We start from the raw sequence: 16358 nt of genomic DNA, 5'->3' as shown, positions 1-16358 counted from the left end.
TAACTTCGGTTTACAGTAGCGGCATGAGCGTTCAGGAAAGGACCCGGCGGGACGCCATCGGTGTCGGCGTCGCCCTGCTGAACCGGCTGGCCCGGTGGCGGGCGATCGACCGGCTCGGGCTGCGCAAACCGACCGAGCGAGCGGTGTTCGAGGCGACCAAGACCGGATTCCGGACGGCCGGCGCGCTGTCCCGGCGGTTCACCGCCGCCGCCAAGCTGGCGTCGCCGTCCCGGCTGCCCGCGGCCCGCGGGACCGGACGGCTCGACCTGACGCCGACCGAGGACCAGCAGATGATGGTCGAGGTCGTCCGTGAGTTCGCCGCCGACGTACTGCGGCCCGCTGCCGCTGCGGCCGACACCGCGTGTACGACGGACCCGAAGATCCTCGAAGCGTCCGCCGAGCTCGGGCTGACCCTGCTCGAAGTACCGGAGGAGCTCGGCGGCATCGTCACCGAGCGATCCGCGATGACCGGCGTACTGGTCGCTGAGGCGCTCGCGCACGGCGACATGGGCCAGGCGGTCGCGTGCCTCGCGCCCTCCGCGGTCAGTACGGCGATCTCGCTGTGGGGCGACGAGACGCAGCAGGCGACGTACCTGCCGGCCTTCACCGGTGCGTCCGTCCCGGCGGCCGCGTTGGCGCTGCTCGAGCCGCGAGCGCTGTTCGATCCGTTCGAGCTGCGGACGCGGTTCACGGGCGGTCTGCTGAACGGCGTGAAGTCGTTGGTACCGCGAGCCGCCGAGGCCGAGCTGTTCGTGATCGGCGCGCAGACCGACGCCGGGCCGCGGTTGTTCGTGGTCGAGCCGGACCACCCGGGCGTGACGATCGAGGCGGAGCCGTCGATGGGGTTGCGGGCGGCGTCGCTCAGCCGGGTGATCCTGACCGACGTACCGGCGGTGCCGCTCGGGACCGCGGACGACTATCGGGAGTGCGTGCGGCTGTCGCGGCTCGGCTGGTGCGCACTGGCGCTCGGGACGGCGCGGGCGGTGCTCGACTACGTGACGCCGTACGTCAACGAGCGCGAGGCCTTCGGTGAGCCGATCAGCCATCGGCAGTCGGTGGCGTTCATGGTCGCGAACATCGCGATCGAGCTCGAGGGCATGAAGCTGGTCACGTACCGGGCCGGATCGCGTGCGTCCCAAGGGCTTCCGTTCGCGCGGGAGGTGGCGCTGGCGCGGCGGCTGTGTGCGGAGAAGGGCATGCAGATCGGAACGGACGGCGTACAACTGCTCGGCGGGCACGGGTTCGTGAAGGAACATCCGGTCGAACGCTGGTACCGCGACCTGCGGGCCATCGGCATCATGGAAGGCGCGGTACTGCTCTGATGATCAACCTCGAGACGCCCCGCAAGTTCCGGGCCTTCGTCAACCAGGCGCATCAGGTCGCGGCCGAGATGCTCCGGCCGAACTCGCGGCGCTACGACCTGGCCGAGCACGAGTACCCGGTCGAGCTCGACATGCTCGCGGCGATGGTCGACGGATTGGGGGCCTCCGGCACCGGTTCGGGCGCGGGCGCTTCCGGAGTACGGCGTACCGCTGCCGCCGAGGACGGCGTGGTGAACGGGTCGAACCTGTCGTCGGTGCTGTCGATCATGGAGATGTGCTGGGGCGACGTCGGCCTGCTGTTGTCGATGCCACGCCAGGGCCTTGGGAACTCGGCTATCGCGTCTGTCGCGTCCGACGAACAGCTGAAGCGCTTCGAGGGCGTGTGGGCCGCGATGGCGATCACCGAACCGGGCTGCGGGTCGGACTCCGCCAACATCCAGACGACCGCTCGTCTCGACGGTGACGCGTATGTCCTGAACGGCGAGAAGATCTTCGTCACCGCGGGCGGCCGCTGCGACGCGGTCGTCGTCTGGGCAACGCTGGACAAAACGCTGGGCCGCGCCGCGATCAAATCCTTCGTGGTCATGAAGGACACGCCTGGAATGACCGTCGAACGCCTCGAGCACAAACTGGGCATCCGCGCCTCCGACACCGCCACGATCCGCTTCGACAATTGCCGCGTCCCGGTGTCGAACCTGCTGGGCACAGCCGACATCGACAAAGGCTTCGCCGGCGTCATGCAAACCTTCGACAACACCCGCCCGTTGGTCGCGGCCATGGCGGTGGGTTGTGCCCGCGCGTCCCTCGAACTGACGCGAGACCTCTTGGCCGAGGCCGGCGTACACATCGACTACGACCGCCCCGCCCACCGACAATCCGCGGCGGCCGCTACGTACCTGGCAATGGAAGCCGACTGGGAAGCCGCCTACCTGCTGACCCTCCAAGCCGCCTGGATGGCCGACAACGCCCAACCCAACTCCCTCCAAGCCTCCATGGCCAAAGCCAAAGCCGGCCGCTCCGCCAACGACATAACCCTCCGCTGCGTAGAACTGACCAGCACCCTCGGCTACTCCGAACACCACCTACTAGAAAAATGGTCCCGAGACAGCAAAATCCTCGACATCTTCGAAGGCACCCAGCAAATCCAACAACTGATCGTCGCCCGCCGCCTGCTGGGCAAAACCTCATCCGAATTGAAATAACTGCCCGCGGCCGGTCGAGCGGTGCGGTGGACTACTTCCTGTTGGCGGAGGTGCCGCCGAGGACTGCTCCGATTAGGGTGATGAGTAGGACCGCTGTGGACGCGAGCAGTGCTGCGCGCGTTCGGTCGGACGCGGGGACGGGCAGCGTCGGCCATTCGATGTTCGCGACGAGTTGCTGGTGGCGGACCGCCAGGTAGCCCACGCCGGCCAGTACGGCGGCCGCGCACCAACTGAACAGCCAGACCTCGAGGCCTTGTCGTGCGCCGTGCGCCGGCACCATCCGTCCGCCGGCGTAGCCGCCTGAGAAGGCACCGATGCCCAACGACACAACGAGAAGAGCCCACAGGCCGACGAAGAACCAGCCGCTCGCCCAGTCCTGGACCTTCTCCCAGCCGATCCACGCGCAGACGGCGCCGACCAGGGCCATCAGGAGTACCGACGTACCGCTGGCCACCAGCCAGCCGAAGAACGCGACGCCGAGCGTTGCGCCCGCGGGCTCAGGTTCCTTCGGGTCCTCGGCGGCGTCGTTCGGGATGTCCACGTCGCTCTCGTCGACCGTGCTCACGCCTGGCCAGAACAGCTCGTCCAGGCCGACCTGGACCTGCTCGGACCTTCTGTTTCGGTGGACCGTGTCTCGCCGACGCAACATGGCGCCTCCCTGGCAAGCGCACCTCAACCGCGACGGTGCGCCCGACCTTCCGGTACCCCGGAGTACACCTGGGTGATTCGTCTGGGGGGACGGACAAGGTGGGCGGATTTGGTTCAGTGGGATAGATACCAGCGGTTGGCTGCTGTCTAGCTTGGCGGCATGGCAGCGTTGGTGGAGATTGAGAAGTGGCTGGCCGAGGCTGTGCCCGGGGCCATCGAGCGGTACGACGTACCTGGCGCGGCGTGGGCGGTGCTGGCCGGGGGAGAAGTGGTGGACGGCGCGGCCGGCGTCCTCAGTAAGGCGACGATGGTTGAGGCGACCGCGGATTCGGTCTTCCAGATCGGGTCGATCACGAAGCTGTGGACCGCCACGCTCGTGATGCAGCTGGTCGACGAGGGCAAGGTCGATCTCGACGTACCGATCCGGACGTATCTGCCGGAGTTCCAGATCGCGGACGAGAGCGCGGCCGCCCGCATCACCACGCGGCAGCTGCTGTGCCATACCGCCGGCTTCGAAGGGGACATCTTCACCGACACCGGTCGCGGCGACGACTGCGTCGAGAAGTTCGTCCGGGAGTTGCGCGGCGTGGCCCAGTTGTTCCCGCCCGGCGAGCAGTTCTCGTACAACAACGCGGGCTACTGCGTCCTCGGCCGGCTGGTCGAGGTGCTCCGGAACTCGCCGTACGACGAGTGTCTGCGCGATCACCTGATCACGCCGCTCGGTCTCACGCACACGGCACCCGGACCGTACGAGGCGATCCTGTATCGCGCGGCCGTCGGTCACATCGAGACCGAGCCCGGTGCCGGGTACCACCCCGCCCCGGTGTGGTCCCTGGTCCGGTCGAACGCGCCGGCGGGTTCGTCGCTCGCGATGCGGCCGCGCGACCTGCTGACGTTCGCGCAGCTGCACCTCAACGACGGCAAGGCCGCGGACGGCACCCAGGTGCTGGCTCCGGGCACCGCCGGCCGGATGCACGATCGGCAGGTCGAGCTCCCCGACCTCGGGTTGATGGGAACGTCCTGGGGCCTCGGTTTCGAGCGGTTCGAGAACGGCGACGCCCTGATCATCGGTCACGACGGCGGAACCATCGGCCAGTCGGCGTTCCTGCGCATCCTCCCCGAAGCAGGCGTCGCCGTCGCGCTGCTGACCAACGGCGGCGACGTCGTGTCGCTGTACCGCGAGGTGGCCGGACACGTGCTGGAACAGCTCGCCGGCGTGCACCTGCCCGCGCTGCCGGAGCCGCCAACGAAACCGGAGAGGATCGACGCGAGCCGGTACGTCGGCACGTACGAGGCGGACGTCCTCGAGATGACCGTGGGCCAGGACGAGGACGGCCGGATCTGGCTGGTGCAGAAGCCGAAGGGTGTCTTCGAGGAGCTCGGCGGACAGGTCGAGCGCAAGGAACTCCTGCCGTACGGCGAGAACAGCCTGATCCCGGTCGACGCCGATCGGGGCATGCACCTGCCGCACGTGTTCCTCGGTGACGACGGCCACGGCCACGCCCTGTACCTGCACATCGGCCGGGCCGTCCGCCGGGCCGGCGCCTGAGATCCTTCGACGAAACGGATTCCGCCATGTACCTGCGTGCCCCCGTCCGTGCCGCCGCCTGTGCCGCCGTCCTGGTCGCGCTCGTTGCCTGTAGCAACCAGAGCGCCGGCGGCGGTGGAGCTGACGCGGTCGTCGACGGCGGCACGTTCACGATGGCGCTGCCGACCGACCCCGGGAACCTCGATCCGCAGTCGTCGGCCGCGAGCGCGTTGTTCACGGTCACCCAACTCGCCTACGACCCGCTGTTGTCGGTCGATCCCGCGAACGGTGACATCCGGTCCGGCCTCGCCACCAAGTGGGCCGTGAACGGCCGGACCGTCACCCTGACCCTTGCCGACGGCATCAAGTGTTCCGACGGTACGGCGCTGACCGCGTCGAACGTGGTCGCCAACCTGAAGTACGTCGGCGACCCGAAGAACAAGAGCCCGTTCCTCGGTACCTTCCTCCCGGCCGGCGCGACCGGTACGGCCGACGACGCGACCAGGACCGTCACGATCACGCTCGCCACTCCCGCGCCGTTCGTGCTGAACGGTCTGGCCAGCCTGCCGATCGTGTGCCCGTCCGGTCTGACCGACCGCAAGTCGCTGGCGAAGAAGACCTCGGGCACAGGCCCGTACGTGTTGACCGAGGCAGCGCCCGGCGACCACTACACGTACCAGCGTCGGGACGGCTACACCTGGGGCCCGAACGGCGCGACAACCAAGACGCAGGGCATGCCGAAGACCGTCGTCATGAAGGTCATCCAGAACGAGACCACCGCGGCGAACCTGTTGCTTTCCGGCAGTCTCAACGCCGCCGCGATCATCGGGCCCGACGCCCAACGGCTGGAGAAGGCCGGCCTGTTCGCGGCCAGGACAACGGCCTTGATCGGCGAGCAGTGGTACAACCACGCCAAAGGCCGGGCAACCAGCGACGCGGCCGTCCGGATGGCGCTCACTCAGGCCCTCGACCTGCCCGAACTCCGCAAGGTGCTCACCTCCGGGAAGGGCACGCCACCCACCACCCTCGCAACGATCGAACCGGTCGCCTGCACCGGCGACGCGATCTCACCGAGCCTGCCGGCGCGTGACGTCGAGGCGGCGAAAACCGCCGTACAGAAGGCGAAACTGCCGCCGCTGACCTTCCTGTACGACAACAGCCGCGGCAGCGGTGTCGCCGCGGCGGCCGAACTCGCCGTCCAGCAGTGGCAGGCCGTCGGGGTGAAGGTCACCGCGAAGGGCATGAACGGTACGGCGATGAACGAGACCCTGTTCAGCTCCGGTGACTGGGACATCGCCTGGGTGCCGCTGAACGTCAACAGCCCGGACCAGGTGGTGCCGTTCCTGTCCGGACCCGCGGCGCCGAACGGGACCAATTTCGCCGCGATCCAGAACAAGGACTACGAGGCCAAGGTCAAGAAGGCAGCCTCGATGTCCGGCAAGGCGAGTTGCCCGACCTGGCTGCAGGCGGAGTCCGCTGTGGTGGCCGCCGCCGATCTGGTGCCTTTCGCCAACAGCGCGGTGCAGACGTTCGGCGCCAAGGCACGATTCGCCACGCCGGGCCAACTGGTGCCGACCAGCATCCGGATGCTGGCGAACTGATCACATGACGACGACAGCAACCGCCGTACGGCAGAACCTGTGGGCCAACGACTGGATGCGCTTCGGCGTACGGCGGCTCGGCCGCCTGCTCGTCTCGCTGTGGGTGGTGGTGACGGCCTCGTTCCTGATGATCCACCTGATCCCGGGTGACCCGGTCCGCGCCGCGCTCGGGCCGACCGCACCGGCCGAGTTGGTAGCCGCGAAGCGGGCGGCGCTCGGCCTCGACGACCCGCTGTGGCGGCAGTACGGCGCCTACATCGAGCGGTTGTTCAACGGCGATCTGGGTAGCTCGCTGGTGTCGCAGCTCCCGGTGTCCGACGTGATCGCCCAGCGGCTGCCGGCAACGCTGACGCTCGCAGTGCTCGCCTTCGTCCTCGCGGTGACGATCGCGCTCCCGATCGGCGTCGGCGTCGGCGTGCTGACCCGCGGGGGCCGCGGCCGGCGTACCGAGCTGGCCTTCACCGCCGGCAGCGTGCTCCTCGGAATCGTCCCCGACTTCCTGATCGGGGTCGGCCTGGTCTTCGTGTTCGGCGTCAGCCTGAGCTGGCTGCCGGTCGCGGGCAACCAGTCGCCGGCCGCCTACGTCCTCCCGGTGCTCTGTCTCGCGCTCGGCCCGGCGGCGATCCTGGCGCGGATCCTGCGCGTCGAACTGGTCAGCGTGCTCGATGCCGACTTCATCCGCACCGCCCGCGCCAAACGGCTGCCGGCGCGCGTGGTCTATCTGCGGCACGCCCTCCCCAACGCGGCGACCGCCGCGCTCACCCTCGGCGCGCTGATCCTGAGTTCGATGGTCGCCGGGACCGTGCTGATCGAGAACGTCTTCAGCTGGCCGGGGCTGGGGATGACGATCGTGCAGTCGATCCTCGACAAGGACTATCCCGTGGTGCAAGGCATCGTCCTCGTGTACGGCATGGGCGTGCTGCTCGCGAACACCGTCGTCGACGTGACCCTCGCCCTGCTCGACCCGCGCTCGATCATCCGGGAGGACTGAATGCAGCGGCGACGATGGATCGGCGTACTCCGTACCCCGCTCGGGCTCACCGCGACGGCTCTGATGGTCGCGGTCCTGCTGCTGGCGGGATTCGGGCCGGTGGTCTGGTCGGACCGGGCCGGCCGGATCGACACCGGTGACATCCTGGCCGGACCGTCCGCCGAGCACTGGACCGGAACGGACAACCTGGGTCGTGACATCTTCTACCGCGTCCTGGTGGCCGGGCGGCTTTCGGTGGAGCTCGCACTCGCCGCGACCGTGATCGCGATCGTGGCCGGTCTACTGCTCGGCACCGCACCGTTCCTGCTCGGTCGCCGGGCGGGCCGGCTCGTCACCGGCGCGGTCAACATCGCGGTCGCGTTCCCGGGACTGTTGCTCGCGCTCTTCTTCGCAGTGATCTTCGGCGTCGGCGCGACCGGAGCCGTGCTCGCGATCGGCCTGGCCGGAGCTCCGGCGTTCGCCCGGCTGACGCAGACCCTGATTGCCGGTCTCGCCGCGCGTGAGTTCATCGCGGCCGCGCGGATCGCCGGGGTGAACCGGATCCGCATCTTGTTCCGGCACGTGCTGCCGAACATCGCCGAGCCGTTGGTCGTCAACGCCACCCTCGGCGCGGGCGGCGCTCTGCTGTCCTTCGCGGGGCTGTCGTTCCTCGGCCTCGGCGTGCAGCCACCGGCCTACGACTGGGGCCGGCTGCTGTACGACGGCATCGGCGCGATCTACGTGAACCCGGCGGCCGCGCTGGCTCCCGGTGCCGCCGTACTGGTTGCCGGGCTGGCGTTCAACCTGTTCGGCGAGACCGTTGCCAAAGGCCTCGGTGTCACCCGGCTCGGTGGTCTCGCCCGTACGACGATCCGGCCGAGGTCCGAGCCCGATCGTCAAGCCGGGCAGGCGGATCCGCAAGCGGTGCAGGACGTCGTACTCGACGTCCGGGACCTGTCCGTGAGCTTCCCCGGCCCGCACGGTGACATCCGCCCGGTCCGTGAGGTGTCCTTCGCCGTACGACGGGGCGAGGCGCTCGGGGTGGTGGGGGAGTCGGGCTCCGGCAAGTCGCTCACCGCGCTGGCGGTCTCGCGACTGATCGACGAACCGGGCCGGGTCGACGCCGATCGGCTGGAGTTCCTCGGGACCGATCTGCGCGGCCCGGACACCAAGGCGCGACAGCGGTTGCTAGGGACCTCGCTCGCAATGGTGTTCCAGGATCCGATGACCTCGTTCAACCCCACCCAACGGATCGGTGGCCAACTGGCCGAGGTGGCTCGTCATCACCACGGGTTGGGCCGGCGCGCGGCGTTGGCTCGGGCGGCCGATCGGCTGCGGGCGGTCCGGATTCCGTCGGCCGAACGGCGGATCCGGCAGTACCCGCACGAGTTCTCCGGCGGTATGCGGCAACGGGCGATGATCGGGATGGGGCTGATGAGCACGCCTGCGCTGATCGTCGCGGACGAGCCGACCACCGCGCTGGACGTCACCGTGCAGCGGCAGATTCTCGAGCTGCTCGACGCGATCCGGCAGGCGGACGACGTCGCACTCGTCCTGATCAGTCATGACGTCACGGTCGTCCGCGAAGTGTGCGACCGCGTGCTGGTGATGTACGCCGGCCGCATCGTGGAGGACCTCCCGGCGGGTGAGCTGACCACCGGGGCACGTCATCCGTACACCCGCGCTCTGGTGGCCGCCGTACCCGATCTGGAGACCGATCTCGATCAGCCGCTGGCCGTGATTCCGGGTCGGCCGGTCGCGCCCGCCGACGTACCGGCGGGATGTGCTTTCGCCGACCGCTGTCCGTTGGCCGACGAGCGTTGCCGGGCCGAGGACCCGCCGCTGCTGGGCGACGCTTCGGGGCGTCGGGTCGCGTGCTGGCATCCCGGCGAGCCGCTTGCGGTCGCGTCGTCCGTCGACGAGCTGGTGGAGGCGCCGTGAGCGAGTTGTGCTTCGACGACGTGCGAGTGACCTACGGCCGGACCGCAGCCGTCGACGGTGTCAGCCTGACCGTCCCGGCCGGGCACATCGTCGGCCTGGTGGGGGAATCCGGATCGGGTAAATCCACCCTGGCCCGGGCCGCGGTGGGACTCGCGCCGTTGGACGGTGGACAGATCCTGCTCGACGGCCGGCCGGTACCGACCCGGGGCCGGCAGCGTCCACTGCAGCTGGTGTTCCAGGACCCGTACTCCTCGCTCGATCCACGAATGCGGATCGGCGAGAGCATCGCGGAGATCATCCCGCCCGGTGGCTCGCGGGCCGAGCGCCGCGCCGAGGTCGAGCGGCTGCTCGGGCTCGTCCATCTCGATCCCGCGCAGGCCGGGTCGTACCCGTCCCAGCTGTCCGGTGGTCAGCGTCAGCGGGTCGCGTTGGCCCGCGCGCTCGCCGGCCGTCCGCGGGTCGTGATCGCCGACGAGATCACGTCCGCACTGGACGTCTCGATCCAGGGCGCCGTACTCAACCTCGTCCGCGAGCTCCAGCGTGAGCTCGGGCTGACCATCCTCTTCATCTCGCACAACCTCGCGGTGGTCCGTTACGTGTCGACCCAGCTCGCGGTCATGTACCGCGGCCGGATCGTCGAGCACGGACCGACCGACCGCGTCCTGGCCGAGCCCCGCGACGACTACACGCGCGAATTGCTCGCCGCCGTACCCGGGCCCAAGGCCCTGACCCACAGGAGCAAACCATGACCCGACGGATGCGTACCGACGACCTGACCGACCTCGTTGTCCCGTCCCAGCCGGCGCTGTCCCCGGACGGCAAGCGGATCGCCTACGTGGTGCGGACTCTGGACGGCGACGCCGACCGCAACGTCGACCAGCTGTGGCTGGCAACGACGGACGGCGGTACGGCGCGACGCATCACGGCCGGCCCGAAGGACGTCGCACCCGCCTGGTCGCCGGACGGCACGCAGCTCGCCTTCGTGCGGGACGGACAGGTCGCCGTACTCGCGGTCGACGGCGGCGAACCGGAGACGCTGACCGACCTCGCCTCGGGTGCCGGTGCACCGGTGTGGAGTCCGGACGGCCGGCGCCTGGCCTTCAGCGCCTCGGTCGACGACGGCGAGAGTGGCCCACTGGTCGCCGACCGGCTCGACTACCAGGCCGACGGTGCCGGTCGGTACGGCGCTGTTCGCAGTCAGCTGCACGTGCTCGATCTCGAGACGCGGGAAGTGCGTCGTCTCACCGAAGGTTCCGAGAGCGCAGGGCAGCCGACGTGGTCGCCCGACGGTACGACGCTCGCCTTCACCCGGAGCATCGGTGACGACAGCGACCTGCGCTACCGGTCCGCCGTACACCTGCTCGCGGTCGACGACCCGAAGGCCGAGCCGCACGCGGTCGCGCTGACCGACGGTCTCGCGGCGACCGTCGACTACACCACGGACGGCCGTTCGCTGCTGGTCATCGGTTGGCCAGGTGACCCCAAGGGGCACCTGCGATTGCTGCTTGTTCCGTTGGACGGCGGCGAAACCGTCGACCTGTCCGGATCGATCGATCGCAACGTGATGCCGGGCGCGACGGCGTACCCGGGTGGACGGCCGCACGGACACGACGGCCGCGTCTACTTCTGCGTCCGCGACCGCGGCTGCACGAGCCTGTGGTCGGTCGCCCTCGACGGCACCGACGCCCGTCCCGTGCTGGCCGGCGACGATCGGGTGGTGGGCGGTCTGTCCGTTGCCTCGGGCAACGCAGCGATCACGCTGGCGACCGGTACGTCGTACGGCGAGATCGCGGTCGTCGACCTGTCCACCGGCGAGCCGACCGTACTCACCGAACACGGAGGCGGCCTGAAGGACGTGGAGCTCTTCCCACGGGAGGAGCGGACGTTCACGATCTCCGACGGGACGAACGTGCAGGCCTGGTTGGTGCGCGATCCGGACCGCTCCGGCCCTACGCCGGTGCTGCTCGACATCCACGGGGGCCCGCACAACGCGTGGAACGCGATCGCCGACGAGGTGCATCTCTACCACCAGGAGCTGGCGGCGCGTGGGTGGACCGTGCTGCTCGTCAACCCCCGCGGTAGCGACGGATACGGCGAAGCCTTCTTCAACGGGGCACTGGGCGCCTGGGGTGTTGCCGACAGCAAGGACTTCCTGGAGCCGCTGGACGAGCTGATCGCCGAAGGGACCGCCGATCCGGACCGGCTGGCCGTCGCGGGCTACAGCTACGGCGGATTCATGACCTGCTGGCTGACCGCGCACGACGACCGGTTCGCCGCCGCGGTCGCCGGTGGTGTGGTCAGTGACCTGGTGAGCATGGCCGGGACCTCCGACGACGGACACTTCCTCAGCGCGTACGAGCTCGGTGGCATGCCGTGGACGCGGCCCGAGCAGTATGCCGCGATGTCGCCGATCGCCAAGGTCGCCGACGTCCGCACGCCGACCCTGATCGTGCACGGTGAAGCCGACCTCAGGTGCCCGGTCGGACAGGCGCAGCAGTGGCACACCGCGTTGCGCGAGCTCGGCGTACCGACCCGGCTGGTCCTGTACCGGGACGCGCCACACGCCTTCATCCTGACCGGACCGCCGTCGCAGCGGCTCGACTTCAACCGCCGCATCGTCGACTGGGTCGAGCAGCACGCGGTCCACGCGGGACGTCCGCGCATCGACGTGGCGCACTGGCAGAAGCGGCTGGCCCAGCTCGCGGAACGGCACCACGTTCCGGGAGCCCAGCTCGGCATCCTTCGCGGCGACGAACAGGTCGAGGCGTCGTACGGCGTACTCAACCTAAAGACAGGCGCTCCGGTGACCGGGGAGTCGGTGTTCCAGATCGGCTCGATCACCAAGGTATGGACCGCGACCGTCGCGATGCAACTGGTCGACGAAGGGCTGCTGTCTCTCGACGCTCCGCTCGTGGAGGTGCTGCCCGAGCTGCGGCTGCGGGACCCGGACGTGACCAAGGCCGTCACGCTGCGGCACCTCCTCACCCACACCAGCGGGATCGACGGCGACATCTTCACCGACACCGGCCGCGGGGACGACTGCCTGGAGAAGTACGTCGACCTGCTGGCCGACGCGGCGCAGAACCACCCGCTCGGCGCGACCTGGTCGTACTGCAACTCGGGCTTCTCGTTGCTCGGCCGGGTGATCGAGAAGGTCACCGGCAAGACCTGGGACCAGGCGATGCGCGAGCGCCTGTTCACGCCGCTCGGGCTCACGCACACGACGACGCTCCCGGAGGAAGCGCTGGTGTTCGCCGCGGCCGTGGGCCATGAGGATCGGAACGGGAAACAGCAGCCCGTCCGGGTGTGGGGACTGCCGCGCTCGGTTGGTCCCGCGGGACTCGTGACGTCGACAGTGTCCGACGTACTGGCTTTTGCTCGTCTGCACCTCGACGGAGGTACGGCGCCGGACGGGAACCGGCTGCTCTCCGAGGTCAGCGCGACGGCGATGACCGAGCATCAGGCCGACCTCCCGGACAAGCTCGTCCTCGGCGACTCGTGGGGACTGGGCTGGATCCGGTTCGGTTGGGACGGTCAGCGGTTGTACGGCCACGACGGCAACACCCTCGGGCAGGCCGCGTTCCTGCGCATCCTGCCGTCGCAGGGGCTCGCCGTGACGCTGCTCACCAACGGCGGCAACACCCGCGATCTGTACGAGGACCTGTATCGCGAGATCTTCGCCGAGCTGGCCGGGCTGACGATGCCGGCGCCGGTGGCTCCGCCCGCCGAGCCGATCGAGGTGGACGTCACGCCGTACGTCGGAGCGTACGAACGCGCGTCGGTCCGGATGGAGGTCGAGGCGACGCCCGACGGCCCGCTGCTGCGGACGATCATGACGGGTCCGCTCGCCGAACTCGTTCCCGATCCGGTGGAGGAGTACCCGATGGTGCCGTTCGGGCCGAAGGCGTTCCTGGTCAAGCCGCCGGAAGCCGAGACGTGGGCGCCGGTGACCTTCTACGAGTTGCCGACCGGCGAGCGTTACGTCCATTTCGGGGTGCGGGCGACGCCCCGGGTGAAGTGATGCTGCACAACCTCTTGGCGGATCTGTTGGCGGACATCCAGGCTCTCGTCGAGTGCGAGTCACCGTCGGGAGACCTGGCCGCCGTGGCTCACTCCGCCGCCGTGGTGGAGCGGATCGGCACCGCGCACCTCGGCATCGCGCCCGATCGGATCGTGCTCGACGGCCGTACCCATTTGCGCTGGCGACTCGGCGCACGGCCGCGGATCCTGCTGCTCGGCCATCACGACACCGTGTGGCCGCTGGGTTCGCTGGCGATCCGTCCGTTCTCGGTCGAAGGCGGCGTACTGCGGGGTCCGGGCTGTTTCGACATGAAGGCCGGGCTGGCGATGGCCATCCATGCGGCCGCCGGACTGGACGGCGTCACGCTCCTGGTCACCGGCGACGAGGAGCTCGGATCGCCGTCGTCGCGGTCGCTGATCGAGCAAGAGGCCCGGGCCGCTGAGGCCGCATTGGTGCTCGAGGCATCCGCCGACGGTGGCGCGCTCAAGACCGAACGCAAGGGCGTGTCACTGTACGACGTACGCATCACCGGCAGGGCCGCGCACGCGGGACTCGAGCCGGAGCGCGGGGTCAACGCGACTCTCGAGCTCGCTCATCAGGCACTCGCAGTCGCCGCACTGGGCGCTTCGGAGCTCGGTACGTCGGTGACGCCGACGGTGTCCCGTGCCGGTACGACGACGAACACGGTGCCGGCCGAAGGATCGTTTGCCGTGGACGTGCGCGTCCGGACCACGGCCGAGCAGGATCGCGTCGACACAGCGATACGTGGACTGCGACCGTTGCTGCCGGGCGCCGCGATCGAGGTCGGCGGCGGACCGAATCGCCCGCCGCTGGAGTCCTCCTCCATCCTGTTCGACCGGATCCGCGTGGTCGCCGCCCGGCTGGGGATGCCGGCCCCGACGGCGGCCGCGGTCGGCGGTGCGTCGGACGGCAACTTCACGGCCGGCGTCGGTACGCCGACACTCGACGGACTCGGCGCGGTCGGCGGCGGCGCGCATGCCGACGACGAGCATGTCCTGATCGAACCGCTCACCGCACGGACCGCGCTCCTGCGCGCCCTCATCGAGGACCTGCTGACTCATCCGATCCGGCATCTGACGTCAACTGCCACGGGGACACAATGACAAGAGCTGAAGACCAGGGCGGCCTGAAGGTGCTCGCCGACCCGGTCCTGGACCGTGCGTCGGCCGCGGCCGAGGCGGCAGCACTGACCGCGGGCGTGGTCGTCCGCGATATCCGGGAGCTGACCGAACTGGACGAGGTCGTGCGGCTGTACGGCGCGATCTGGGGCAGCGGGACCAATCCGCAGGTCACCGTGGAGTTGTTGCGCGCGCTGACCAAGGCCGGGAACTACGTCGGCGGCGCGTTCGCGGGTCAGCGGTTGGTCGGGGCTTGCGTCGGGTTCTTCCACGCGCCCGCCGAGGACGCCCTGCACAGTCACATCGCTGGCGTTTCCAGGAACGGCATCGGGCGTGGGATCGGTTTCGCGCTCAAACTGCACCAACGCGCCTGGGCGCTGCAGCGCGGCGTCTCCGAGGTGGCCTGGACGTTTGACCCGCTGATCAGACGCAACGCGTACTTCAACCTGGCGAAACTCGGTGCCCGCGCGGACGAGTACCTGCCGAACTTCTACGGCGCCATGACGGATGCGATCAACGGCGGCGACGATTCCGATCGGCTGCTGGTGCGTTGGCGCCTTGCCGAGGAGTCGGTCACTGCGGCTTGTGCGGGCACGCCGCTCAGCGCCGACACAGTCGATACCGGTGCGGCGGTCGTTGCCCTCGGCATCTCCGGAACGGGTGCCCCGGTCATGGGCTCGTCGGCCGGGACGACCTGTCTGGTCGCCGTACCGTCGAACATCGAGGAACTCCGGGTGCGTGAACCCGCGGTCGCGCGGCGGTGGCGGGTGGCAGTGCGCGAGACCCTCGGCGTACTGCTTGCCGACGGTGGGCGGATCACAGGTTTCGATCGAGCGGGCTGGTACGTGGTGAGGAGAGAGCAGTGAAGCTGAATGGTGTTGAACTGCGGCACGTCTCGATGCCGCTCGTCGCTCCGTTCCGTACGTCGTTCGGCACGCAGACCACCCGCGACGTGCTGTTGCTGCGGGTCGTCAGCGACGAGTCAGAGGGCTGGGGGGAGTGCGTCGCGATGACCGACCCGCTGTACTCCTCGGAGTACGTCGACGGTGCCGCCGACGTACTGCGGCGGTTCCTGGTGCCCGCGCTGGCGGCGGCCGGCCCGATCGACGCGAACGCCGTCGCCACGGTGCTGGCGCCGTACCGGGGTCACCGGATGGCGAAGGCCGCGCTCGAGGCCGCTGTCCTCGACGCCGAGTTGCGCGCCGAGGGGCGTTCGTTCGCGCGGGAGCTCGGCGCGGTGCACGACCGGGTGCCGTGCGGGGTGTCGGTCGGCATCATGGACAGCGTCCCGGCGCTTCTCGATGCGGTCGGCAACTATCTCGACGAGGGCTACCTGCGGATCAAGCTGAAGATCGAGCCCGGGTGGGACGTCGAGCCGGTCCGGGCGGTCCGGGAGCGGTACGGCGACGACGTCCTGCTGCAGGTCGACGCGAACACTGCGTACACGCTGGCCGATGCGCGGCACCTTGCCCGGCTCGATCCGTTCGGGCTGCTGCTGATCGAGCAGCCGCTGGACGAGGAGGACGTGCTCGGGCACGCCGAGCTCGCGCGGCTGATCGAGACGCCGGTCTGCCTGGACGAGTCGATCACGTCCGCGCGGTCGGCCGCCGCGGCGATCCGGCTGGGTGCGTGCCAGGTGGTGAACATCAAACCGGGCCGTGTCGGCGGATATCTCGAGGCACGCCGCATCCACGACGTCTGCGTCGCACACGGCGTGCCGGTGTGGTGCGGCGGGATGCTCGAGACCGGGATCGGCCGGGCCGCGAACGTGGCGCTGGCCGCGCTGCCCGGGTTCGTCCTGCCCGGCGACACGTCGGCGTCCGGGCGCTACTACCGTACGGACATCACCGAGCCGTTCGTCCTGGCCGACGGGCACCTCGCCGTACTGACGGGTCCTGGATTGGGGGTGTCACCTGTGCCCGAGCTGCTGGACGAAGCCACCACCGGAGTCGAGTGGCTGGCGGTGTAGTTGTTTGGCCGGACAAG

At 69.6% G+C, this 16358-nt stretch carries 12 protein-coding genes; 11 read left to right on the top strand and 1 reads right to left on the bottom strand.

What is annotated here, in order from left to right:
- Positions 1–23 precede the first annotated feature (23 nt).
- Positions 24–1322: an acyl-CoA dehydrogenase family protein gene (locus tag FB475_RS01805; protein ID WP_141851899.1), complete on the top strand. Its 1299-nt coding sequence runs from the start codon at positions 24–26 to the stop codon at positions 1320–1322.
- A complete protein-coding gene (locus tag FB475_RS01800) occupies positions 1322–2524 on the top strand; it encodes an acyl-CoA dehydrogenase family protein (RefSeq protein ID WP_141851897.1) in 1203 nt (400 codons plus the stop codon). Before FB475_RS01805 ends, FB475_RS01800 begins: the two co-directional genes overlap by 1 nt.
- Positions 2525–2555: 31 nt before the next feature.
- Here FB475_RS01800 and FB475_RS01795 read toward each other — a convergent pair whose 3' ends face one another.
- Positions 2556–3173, bottom strand: a complete 618-nt coding sequence (locus FB475_RS01795; protein WP_141851895.1) for a hypothetical protein — start codon at positions 3171–3173, stop codon at positions 2556–2558.
- Between the two features lie 159 nt (positions 3174–3332).
- Here FB475_RS01795 and FB475_RS01790 point away from each other — a divergent pair, with 159 nt between their 5' ends.
- From FB475_RS01790 to menC, 9 genes are read left to right on the top strand one after another with little or no spacing between them, the layout of a single operon-like run.
- On the top strand, positions 3333–4721 hold the full coding sequence (locus FB475_RS01790; protein ID WP_141851894.1) for a serine hydrolase domain-containing protein: 1389 nt from the start codon (positions 3333–3335) through the stop codon (positions 4719–4721).
- A gap of 26 nt (positions 4722–4747) precedes the next feature.
- Positions 4748–6301: an ABC transporter substrate-binding protein gene (locus tag FB475_RS01785; protein ID WP_141851892.1), complete on the top strand. Its 1554-nt coding sequence runs from the start codon at positions 4748–4750 to the stop codon at positions 6299–6301.
- A 4-nt stretch (positions 6302–6305) separates the two neighbouring features.
- Positions 6306–7292 carry an ABC transporter permease gene (locus FB475_RS01780; protein ID WP_141851889.1) on the top strand — a complete coding sequence of 329 codons (987 nt, stop codon included), beginning with the start codon at positions 6306–6308 and terminating at the stop codon, positions 7290–7292.
- Positions 7293–9212: a dipeptide/oligopeptide/nickel ABC transporter permease/ATP-binding protein gene (locus FB475_RS01775; RefSeq protein ID WP_141851887.1), complete on the top strand. Its 1920-nt coding sequence runs from the start codon at positions 7293–7295 to the stop codon at positions 9210–9212. It abuts the gene before it with no gap.
- Positions 9209–9961, top strand: a complete 753-nt coding sequence (locus FB475_RS01770) for an ABC transporter ATP-binding protein (protein WP_141851885.1) — start codon at positions 9209–9211, stop codon at positions 9959–9961. The genes FB475_RS01775 and FB475_RS01770 overlap by 4 nt, the downstream gene beginning before the upstream one ends.
- Positions 9958–13233: a serine hydrolase gene (locus tag FB475_RS01765; protein ID WP_141851882.1), complete on the top strand. Its 3276-nt coding sequence runs from the start codon at positions 9958–9960 to the stop codon at positions 13231–13233. Before FB475_RS01770 ends, FB475_RS01765 begins: the two co-directional genes overlap by 4 nt.
- A complete protein-coding gene (locus FB475_RS01760; protein ID WP_141851880.1) occupies positions 13233–14357 on the top strand; it encodes a M20/M25/M40 family metallo-hydrolase in 1125 nt (374 codons plus the stop codon). The genes FB475_RS01765 and FB475_RS01760 overlap by 1 nt, the downstream gene beginning before the upstream one ends.
- Positions 14354–15238 (top strand): GNAT family N-acetyltransferase, encoded by an 885-nt coding sequence (locus FB475_RS01755; protein WP_141851878.1) that lies wholly within the window; start codon positions 14354–14356, stop codon positions 15236–15238. The genes FB475_RS01760 and FB475_RS01755 overlap by 4 nt, the downstream gene beginning before the upstream one ends.
- Positions 15235–16341: an o-succinylbenzoate synthase gene (menC, locus tag FB475_RS01750; RefSeq protein WP_141851876.1), complete on the top strand. Its 1107-nt coding sequence runs from the start codon at positions 15235–15237 to the stop codon at positions 16339–16341. Before FB475_RS01755 ends, menC begins: the two co-directional genes overlap by 4 nt.
- Positions 16342–16358: the final 17 nt, after the last annotated feature.

Source organism: Kribbella jejuensis (assembly GCF_006715085.1).
Lineage (GTDB): Bacteria > Actinomycetota > Actinomycetes > Propionibacteriales > Kribbellaceae > Kribbella > Kribbella jejuensis.
The sequence above is the reverse complement of the archived record's forward strand: the minus strand, read 5'-3'. Positions and strand labels throughout refer to the sequence as shown.